Origin of the sequence: Mycobacterium talmoniae (genome assembly GCF_001854525.1) — a bacterium.
GTDB lineage: Bacteria > Actinomycetota > Actinomycetes > Mycobacteriales > Mycobacteriaceae > Mycobacterium > Mycobacterium talmoniae.
On the sequence record NZ_MLQM01000204.1, the window covers coordinates 1 to 8,939 of the forward strand.

Annotated in this window: 7 protein-coding genes; 2 read left to right on the forward strand and 5 right to left on the reverse strand. The window is 63.9% G+C overall.

What is annotated here, in order from left to right:
* On the forward strand, positions 1-403 hold a 403-nt coding region (locus tag BKN37_RS29370), incomplete at its 5' end, for a DUF5631 domain-containing protein (RefSeq protein WP_165618386.1).
* Positions 400-1,311: a hypothetical protein gene (locus BKN37_RS23955; protein WP_242657346.1), complete on the forward strand. Its 912-nt coding sequence runs from the start codon at positions 400-402 to the stop codon at positions 1,309-1,311. The genes BKN37_RS29370 and BKN37_RS23955, both read left to right, overlap by 4 nt.
* A 130-nt stretch (positions 1,312-1,441) precedes the next feature.
* On the opposite strand, the gene BKN37_RS23960 is transcribed toward BKN37_RS23955, so the two are convergent.
* The 5 genes from BKN37_RS23960 to BKN37_RS28715 all read right to left on the reverse strand — a co-directional run.
* Positions 1,442-4,543: a type I restriction endonuclease subunit R gene (locus BKN37_RS23960; RefSeq protein WP_071029425.1), complete on the reverse strand. Its 3,102-nt coding sequence runs from the start codon at positions 4,541-4,543 to the stop codon at positions 1,442-1,444.
* Positions 4,540-5,442 carry a GIY-YIG nuclease family protein gene (locus tag BKN37_RS23965; protein WP_071029426.1) on the reverse strand — a complete coding sequence of 301 codons (903 nt, stop codon included), beginning with the start codon at positions 5,440-5,442 and terminating at the stop codon, positions 4,540-4,542. Before BKN37_RS23965 ends, BKN37_RS23960 begins: the two co-directional genes overlap by 4 nt.
* 2 nt (positions 5,443-5,444) lie before the next feature.
* On the reverse strand, positions 5,445-6,683 hold the full coding sequence (locus BKN37_RS28095) for a restriction endonuclease subunit S (protein ID WP_158260423.1): 1,239 nt from the start codon (positions 6,681-6,683) through the stop codon (positions 5,445-5,447).
* 80 nt (positions 6,684-6,763) lie between these two features.
* Complete coding sequence (locus BKN37_RS23975) at positions 6,764-8,740, reverse strand: type I restriction-modification system subunit M (RefSeq protein ID WP_071029428.1); 1,977 nt, start codon at positions 8,738-8,740, stop codon at positions 6,764-6,766.
* Between the two features lie 33 nt (positions 8,741-8,773).
* Positions 8,774-8,939, reverse strand: a 166-nt coding sequence (locus BKN37_RS28715) for a phosphatase PAP2 family protein (RefSeq protein WP_131823682.1), incomplete at its 5' end; no start/stop codon positions are given.

The window sequence follows — 8,939 nt, forward strand, 5'->3', positions numbered from 1 at the left end:
CCCCCCCGCCCCCCCACCCCCGCGGCCCGAGGCCGCCGCCCGGGTCCCGACCCCGCCGGGGGCCCGCCAGGGGCTCGCCGCCGACGACCTCGGCTGGGACCTCGGTCAGGCCACCAAAGGGCGGGACGGCCTGCCCCGCCTCGCCCACACCCTGGCCCGGGCCGCGACCCGGGACACCGGCGTGGCGCCCGCCGAATACCAGGCGCTGCGTGAGCATCTGGCCACCGTCGCCGAGCGGGTGCTGCGCGCCTACCCCGACGACTTGGAGGGCGCCGCGATCGAAAACTGGCAACTGTTGGCCACGATCGCGGCGCTAGTGAACGGCAGCACCGCCGTCGCGCACTATCACTTCGCCTGGTTTCAGGCATTGAGCCGGGCCGCCGCGGGAGGAGCCCTGTTATGACCGCCGACGGTGGTGAACTGCAGTTCGACGCGTCGTCGTGGGCTTCGGCGGGCGCCCAGAACGGGCCGGTGCCACCGATCACCCCGGCGCAGGTCGCCATGGTGCACTCGGCGATCGACCAGCTGTTGGCGGCGCTGGGGGTGGCCAGCAACACCGGCATCCCCGGCGACAACCTCGACGCACAGACCGGGCAGGCCGAACGCGAAGCGGGGGTCAGCGATGCGCAGGCGAATTTCCCCGCCAACGAGCAACAATCGGCGCAGCTGTTGCAGGCCCTTCCGCAGGCCCTGTCCGCGGCGGCCGGCGCCTTTGGCGGCGCGTTGGGCGCCGCGCTGCAGCCGTTTGGTCAGCTGGCCCAGCAGGGCGCCCAGGCCGCCCAGCAGGGGCTGCAGGCCGGTCTGGGCGCGGTCGAGCAGGCAGCTGACCCCGATGCCGACCTAAGCGACGACGTCCTCGATGAGTTTCCCGATGACTTCGCCGGCACCGCAGGCGATTCCGGTGTCGGTGCCGACGACTTCGCGGGGGCCGCCGGCGGGGACACCGCCCCGGCCTCGCCGCTGGGGCCGCCACCGATTCCGTCGGCCGCCACCTATCCGGCCTCGGCACCCACCGGGCCGCCGCCGTCCTCGGGTTCCGCGGCACCGCCAGCCACCCCGCGCGCCCCGATGGGCGCGGTGCCGTTCATGCCGCCGGGGGCCATGCAAGGCGGCGGGCTGGGTGAGGAGCCCAAGGCCGCCACCAAACGCGTCCTCGCGCCGTCGGTGCGCAACGGCGCGCCGGTGCAGGGCCGGATCACCACGCCGCCCCCGGCGCCACCGGTGACCAAACACATCAAGGGCAAGCCGGTGGCCACCCGCCGCATCGTGGTGGCCGACCCAAAGACCGACGAGCCCGACCCGGACCGCTAATGCTCACAGGTGGCGCCGAACTCTCACCCGCGATACCCGCCGCGACGCGGACTTCTGCGATTGCGGTATGCAGTTGTCACTGACCGGGGTGTGCGGCACCTGCGACTAGCGCAACACGCGAGCCGAACGCCTACCCGGCCGCCTTCAATCCCTGGTAGATCATCGGAACTAGTTCCCCGAGCAGCTTCTGGGATAGTTCGGGGTTGTTGAGGATCTGGGTCGACAGATCTTCCGAGGAGGCCATGGCCCCGATCACCGCACCGACGAACTCACTCTGCAGGTCCGGGCTGGCGGAGAACTGCGCCAGCGTGTTGTTCTGGGCCTGCTGTTGTAACGTCTCGCTCTCTTCGAGCCGGTCTTTGATGTGGGTGACGACGTTGCGCACGCTGGAGTCGGGGTGGTCTCCGGAGAACAGATCGTTGATCTGGGCGATGACCTCATCGAGCGCCACCAACTCCGGGTCACGGGCGGTGCCGGTGCCCGACTCCTTGGCCGGCTGCAGGGGCACATCGCCGGTCAGGTTGCCGGAAGTGGTCGGCTGCTCGCGGTGCGCCAGATAGTCGAAATCGACGGTGGACAGGTCGATCTCATGGTTCAGCTGCTCACTGGCGATGACCGGCGCGAGGTGGCGCAGATAGATCGACAGCTTCTCCAGCGACGGGTCCTCGTAGTTGACGATCTGGGACAGGAAGTCGTATTGGCGGATGAAGGTCCCGACATCCTTGCGGAAGATCTGTAACTCTTCCAGGGCGAGCTTGTCGTTGTGATCGATAGCCTGGCGTTCCCGGTCACGGAAGCGATCGCGGGCCGGCTTCACCCACTTGTTGAGCGCCTCATGGCCTTTGCGCGCAAGGTAGTCCGCGACAAGGCCGTCGATCTCCGACTCCTGATAGATCCCGGCGGCGTCGAGCTTGCTCATGGTCTCGTGCACGATGTTGGGGTCGGTGACGTCGGCGAGCGTGGTGGCCTCGTAGTAGGGCTCGAATGCTTCGACGATGTCCTCGGCGGTGTTGGCGAAATCCAGCACGAAGGTCTGATCCTTGCCCGGGGCTTTGCGGTTGAGCCGGGACAGGGTCTGCACCGCCGCCACCCCCGACAACCTCTTGTCGACGTACATGGCGACCAGCAGTGGCTGGTCGAAGCCGGTCTGGAATTTGTTGGCCACCAGCATGACGTTGTATTCGTCGGTCGCGAACGCATCGCGCAGGTCTCGGCCCTTCAGCCCGGGATTCATCGAGGATTCGGTGACCTTCTCCAGGCCGGATTCGTCGTCGGTGACCTCACCGGAGAATGCCACCAGGGCGGCGACGTCGGTGTAGCCCTGCTGGGCGACGTACTTGTCGAAGGCCAGCTTGTAGCGCACAGCGGCCTTGCGCGATGAGGTCACCACCATCGCCTTGGCCCTCCCGTCCAGCCGGGGGCCCACGTTGGCGCGGAAGTGCTCGACGATGATCTGAACCTTCTGGGCGATGTTGGTCGGGTGCAGTTTGACCCAATTCATCACCGATTTAATCGCCGCACGTTTATCGACCAAGTCGCCGCTGGAGTCGCCCGAGACGTCCACCGTCCCGCTCTCGGCGGTGTCGGTGGTTTCGTAGGTCTGCCCGTTGTGGGTCAGCCGGAACGCCGTCTTATACGGCGTGTAACTGCGCAGCACATCGAGGATGAAGCCCTCCTCGATGGCTTGCTGCATCGAATACAGGTGGAACGGGTGAGGTTTGCCGTCGTAGCCCCTGTGCCCAAACAGTTCCAGCGTCTTAGCTTTCGGGGTGGCGGTGAACGCGAAAAACGACAAGTTCTTGGCTTCGGCACGGGCGGTCATCTCCGCAGCCAACACGTCCTCGGCATCAAGGGTGCCACCGTCTTTGAGCTCGTCGAGTTCGCTGGCCGTCAGAGCTGCTTTCAGCCGTTTGGACGCTTCGCCGGCCTGCGATGAGTGCGCCTCGTCGGCGATGATCGCGAAGTTCTTGCCCTTGAGATCGGCTTGGGTGCGGATCAGCTCTAACGCGTACGGGAACGTTTGGATGGTGACGATGATGATCTTCGTCCCACCGGTCAGTGCGTCGGCGAGTTCCTGAGATTTCGGCCCGCCCAGCCCGGCGATGTGGGCGACGACTCCTGGGGTGCGGTCGATCTGGCGGATCGCCTCCTGCAGTTGGGCGTCGAGGACGTTGCGGTCGGTGATCACGATGACCGAGTCAAACACCGGCGTGTTCGCATCGTCATGCAGCACCGAGAGCCGGTGGGTCAGCCACGAAATCGAATTCGTCTTGCCGCTGCCGGCCGAGTGTTGGATCAGATACCGATGCCCGGGGCCCTGCTCGCGGGCGGCCTCCACCAGCCGGGTCACGGCCTCCCACTGGTGGAAACGTGGGAACAACATCGTCTGCTTGCGGGTCTTCTTGTTCGTGACAGGGTCGAGATCCTCGTCGACCTGCAGGTGCATGAAGCGTCCGAGGATGTCCAGCCAGGTGTCGCGCTGCAGGATCTGGCCCCACAAATACGCCGTCGGGGAGCCGTGCGGATTCGGCGGATTCCCGCCATGGCCGTGATCGCCGCGGTTGAACGGCAAGAACACGGTGTCCTTGCCAGCCAGCTTGGTCGTCATCTGCACTTCGCTGTTGGATACCGCGAAGTGCACCAAGGCTCGCGACCCGAACTGCAGCAGGGGTTCGCCCTTGGGGTGCCGGTGCTGCTTGTACTGCAGCACCGCGTCGGTGATGTTCTGGGTGAAGTCGGTCTTCAATTCGGCGGTGGCGACCGGGATGCCGTTGACGAAGAACACCAAGTCGATGCTGTTGTGGTTCTGCGTCGAGTAGTGCACCTGCCGCACCACCCGCAGCCGCACCGCGTCGTAACGCTTCTTGGTGGTCTCGTTCAGCGTGGTGTTGGGGCGGAACTGGCACATCTGAAACTGCGCGTTGAGGTCCTTGAACCCTCTTCGCAGCACGGACAACGTGCCGCCGTTCGCCCTCGGATCAGCGCCCAGCGCCTTCGCCAGCGTGGTCAGCACACCCGTCTGCGCCTTCGCCAGTGCCTGTCCCGTCAGCTCCGGTTTGACCCGCTTGGCCAACTGGTCCGGCTGGGTGTCGGCCAGCCAACCGAACACGTCTTCTGGGAACAGGGCCAACTCCCGGTCGTAGCCGGCGTCAGTGGGTGAGTACAACCACCCGTGCTCGGCCAGGTACTCACAGATCTCGGTCTCGAACGCGGACTCATGATGCTGAGTCATTCCGGTTCCGCCTCGACGGTCGACGCGAGGGCAACCTGCTCGATGAAGTTGATGGATTGCCCCTGATCGTTGTGCCAACTGGCACGTCCGTTATTGGTGCCCCCGACAAGCACGCTCCCGGCAGCGGACGGACTGGTAAACAGATGGTCCTTGAGGAAGATCAGATCCTCACCGTCGACCTGGACCACACCTTCTGCCTGAAGGCTGTCCCGCAATCGAGCAACGCTGCTGGGGGCCGACGGGCGCAATGCAGAGCGCCCCCTCGACCCAGCGAGCACTAACAGCCCCTCGGAGGTCTGGTACCCGCTCGCGTCGCACCCGGCTTCCGTGAAGAGCAACAGTTCCGCGTCGTCGGCGGTCGTCGTCTCGGCGCTCGAGGCAGCGGACGACACCAGCCTAATCTTTTCTAGGACAGGCGCACCCAGTGTGGTGAGCAGCACCGTGATCGTGTCGATGAACTCCTGGCAGTCGGCCTCCAAGGGTTCCGGGGTGAACGGGTTTGAAGCCTGGTTGCCGTTGACCAGGACGTAGCGCCCGGCAGCCTTCGCCCGCGCCAGCGACAACCACTCCAGGTACGCCACATGTGTCGAGGTCCACTCGTTGGTCAACGACACCGCCACCATCGCCTTGGTCCAGAAGTCCTTGCTCGTGGTGTGCTGCTGCAGCCGAGACCCCACGTTCCCGGACTGGCCGATATAGCACTGCGGCGTCTCGTCGTCTTTGGAACCAAACAGGTAGTAGACACCCACCTGGCCTGCCTCAGGGCGCTGCAGGAACTGCGCAAGCAACGAACGAGGTACCTCAAACACCCGCACCGTGCGGGTCGTCAAGTTAGCCACCCGCAGACCAGCCGGATCCCCCGACGGCAAATAGATTTGAATCGTCTGCGGCCGCGCCATACCTACGCCACCGCCCCGCTCACGTCAATCTTCCCCGTCACCGCGTCGGTAATAAGTGCCGAGCGATACTCCCGCAGCGTGTCAATCACCTGCGTCGCTTTGGCGATCAGCGCGTCGATCTTCTTGCATTTGGTCTCAAGGTGACGAACGATCGCCCGCTGTTCAGCGGGGGACGGGCGGGGCCACTCCAAGGCCTCCAGCTTCTCTGCTGTGAAGTGTGGGATCGTGGACTTGCCGCAGAGCACAGATACATGACCGCAAGCTGTCGCTGTTTCCACCAAATAGGCGAGAAACTTCGGGGAGTCGCCGCTGCGTGCACGAACACGGTTGAGCGACTTCTGAAAGCCCCAACCGGGCATGTCCGTGTCAAGAACGGTGCATCGCCCGATTGCACCGCCTTCAACGACTAGCACATCATTCTTCCTGAGCGAAAGTGTGCGCACCTCATGAGCAGAGAACCAGCACATCATCGGTTCCTCCGTGTTCAGCCCAGCCTCAGTGATGCTGCCCGCTTTGAGATGTGGAAGCTCCACATCGGCGGTACGTTGCGGTTCACCCTGGTACATCTTCCCAAGCACCACGGAGAAGCCATGTTTGACTTTGCCTACTGCCCAGTGGCGCGGAACCAGCCCGATCCACGGAATCCCAGAGTCTCTCATCTCAACGTCGGGGTCGAGGCCTTTGGTGACGGCTCGGGTGATGGTGGCGATGCGGTCCTCACGCAGGGTGTCGATGAGCTGCTCCTGCTTGGCGATCAACGCATCAATCTTGACAGTCTCGCGATCGAGAAAGTCGACAATCCGGTTCTGCTCCGCACGGCTTGGCACCCCAATACGGAGACTTCGCAACTTATCCTGATTTATGTTCGGCTGGCCACCACCAGAGGCGAGCCTGATCAGATGATCACGAGCAGCACTGAGAGCGTAATAGGCGAACCGGGTAGCCACCCGGAGGGGGTTAGCGAATGCACAGCACGCTTGGTTAGTGCACGCAGCCTCTTGCAGCCAGCCCAGGCGACCTATCGTCGCGCCGTACATCGCGATCAACAACGTCCCTGCTGGATAAACCTTCAACGCACTATGCGAGGCGAGCGCAGACCGTGTGAGGCGCCTTTCAGTTCGCCCTATCGGCTGTTCACGCAGCTCACCAGTTGTGACCCAGTTGACGTCGTCGCCGTAGTACTCGGCATTACTGCTATCCGGTGTCGTGCCGCTGGAGATGTCGGCGAACAGCCAGGACATCCGCTCAACCGACCAAGTCGAGGGCACCTCACCTAACCAGTCGACTCCTGACTGCTTCATAGCCGAGTACGTTGGCCAGCTCACGCGCCAACCTCGGCGAGCATGGCCTGGATCTCCCCCACCAGAACACGTAGGTCCTTCTGGATCTCCTCCAGCGGCCTGGGCGGCACGTACCGGTAGAAGTGCCGCGTGAACGGGATCTCGTAGCCGAGCTTGGTCTTGTCGTGGTCGATCCAGGCATCCGGGACGTGCGGCAGGACTTCGCGGGCGAAGTACTCCTCGATGTCCTCAGCAAGCGGCACGTTCTCGGTGTCACGCAGCGCCGGGTCGGGTTCGGGGTTGCCCTTGGCGTCGGTGACGATGGTGGCGGTGTCGTCGTGCTCGCCGATCGTGGACCAGATCGTCTTGACCAGCGGGGCCGGCGGCTTGGTCACCCCCGCCTTGTGGAGCGCATCTTTGAGTTCGCCGACGAACTCGTCGCGGTCCTTCCATTCCCACCCGATCAGACCGGTCAGCGCCGCGCGGATGGCGGCCTGTTCTCCGGGCTTGAGTTTGGTGATGCTCTTGTGGGCCAGGACTTCCTCGACGTTGTCTTCGGTCGGCTCAAACCGCAGCTGCAGCGGGCGCTCCACGGTGATGGTGGAGTAGCCGAACTCCTCGCCTTTGAACACCTTCGAGTGGGCCACACGATCGTCGGTGTGGTGCTCATTGCGGAAGCTGTCGTACAGATGGCAGATCCGCTCAATGTCCTTGGCGCGCAGCTCCTTGCGCTTGGATCCGAGCGATTTGCGCATCTTGCCAAACATCTCGACGGCGTTGATCAGCTGAACCTTGCCCCGCCGCTTGGCCGGCTTGTTGTTGTCCAGAATCCAGATGTAGGTGGCGATACCGGTGTTGTAGAACATGTCGGTCGGCAGCGCGATGATCGCATCCAGTAGGTCGTTCTCGATGATCCACTGCCGGATGTTGGACTCTCCAGAACCCGCGCCGCCGGTGAATAGCGGGGAGCCGTTGAGCACGATGGCCAACCGGCTGCCACCCTCGCCGTTCTTGACGGGCTGCATCTTGGAGATCAGATGCAGCAGGAACAGCATGGACCCGTCGGAGACGCGGGGTAGGCCAGGACCGAAGCGCCCGGCGAAGCCGCGCTGCTCGTGTTCGTCGGTGACTTTCTTCTGCTGGGTCTTCCAGTCCACCCCGAACGGCGGATTGGATAACAGGAAGTCGAAGGTCTTCGTGCGAAACCCGTCGTCGGTCAGCGTGTCACCGAAGTAGATGTTGTCGACGTCCTGGCCCTTGATGATCATGTCGGACTTACACAGCGCATACGACCGCGGGTTGATGTCCTGACCGTAAAGGACGGGGCGGGCCTTGGGGTTCATCTCGACCAGGTGGTCGTACGCGGTGGAGAGCATGCCACCGGTCCCGGCGGCCGGGTCGTAGATGGTGCGCACCGTGCCCGGTTTGGTCAACGCATCGTCGTGGGTGCAGAACAGGATGTCGACCATCAAGGCGATGACTTCCCGCGGGGTGAAATGGTCACCGGCCTGGGTGGAGTTGGATTCGGCGAACTTGCGGATCAGCTCTTCGAAGATGTAGCCCATGTCGTGCCCGGAGACGACCTGGGGATGGAGGTCGACGGCGGCGAACTCTTTGACGATCAGATACAGCCGATCCGATTTCGCCAGGTCGGCGATCTCGTCGAGCATTCCGAACCCGTCAAACACGTCGCGCACGTTCGGCGAGAAGTGCTCGATGTAGTCGACCAGGTTGTCGGCCACCCCCTCCGGGTCGCCGATCAGGGAGGCGAAGCTCCAGCGGGAGGTGTTGTAGAACGGCAGCTTGAACTTGTTCTTCAGCAGCACACCGGGGTCGACCTTGGTCGAAGAGATCCTCTTGTACTCGGCTAGCACCTGGTCCTTGGTGGACTCCAGGATGCAGTCCAAGCGGCGCAGGATCGTGAACGGCAAGATCACATCGCCGTACTGATTGGGCTGATACGGTCCGCGCAGCAGGTCGGCGATCTTCCAGATCAGATTGGCATTGGTCTGCGCCATGGTTCCCTTCCCCGTAATTGCTCTTCGGGGAGATTAACCGGACCCGGTGACGGACTGTGCCGGAACAGCGCGGCCATATGGCTGCCTTCCGTACGACGGCCGCACCACCCGCAGACACAGCAGGTAATACAGGTAGCCCAGCGCCCATCCGGCCAGCACGTCGGAGGGGTGATGCACGTTGAGCGCCACCCGGCCTGTC

Bases quoted from the DNA above. Each gene is read 5' to 3' on its own strand.
- BKN37_RS23955 (WP_242657346.1), top strand. From the start codon at position 400: ATGACCGCCGACGGTGGTGAACTGCAGTTCGACGCGTCGTCGTGGGCT.
- BKN37_RS23960 (WP_071029425.1), bottom strand. From the start codon at position 4,543: ATGACTCAGCATCATGAGTCCGCGTTCGAGACCGAGATCTGTGAGTAC.
- BKN37_RS23965 (WP_071029426.1), bottom strand. From the start codon at position 5,442: ATGGCGCGGCCGCAGACGATTCAAATCTATTTGCCGTCGGGGGATCCG.
- BKN37_RS28095 (WP_158260423.1), bottom strand. From the start codon at position 6,683: ATGTCCTGGCTGTTCGCCGACATCTCCAGCGGCACGACACCGGATAGC.
- BKN37_RS23975 (WP_071029428.1), bottom strand. From the start codon at position 8,740: ATGGCGCAGACCAATGCCAATCTGATCTGGAAGATCGCCGACCTGCTG.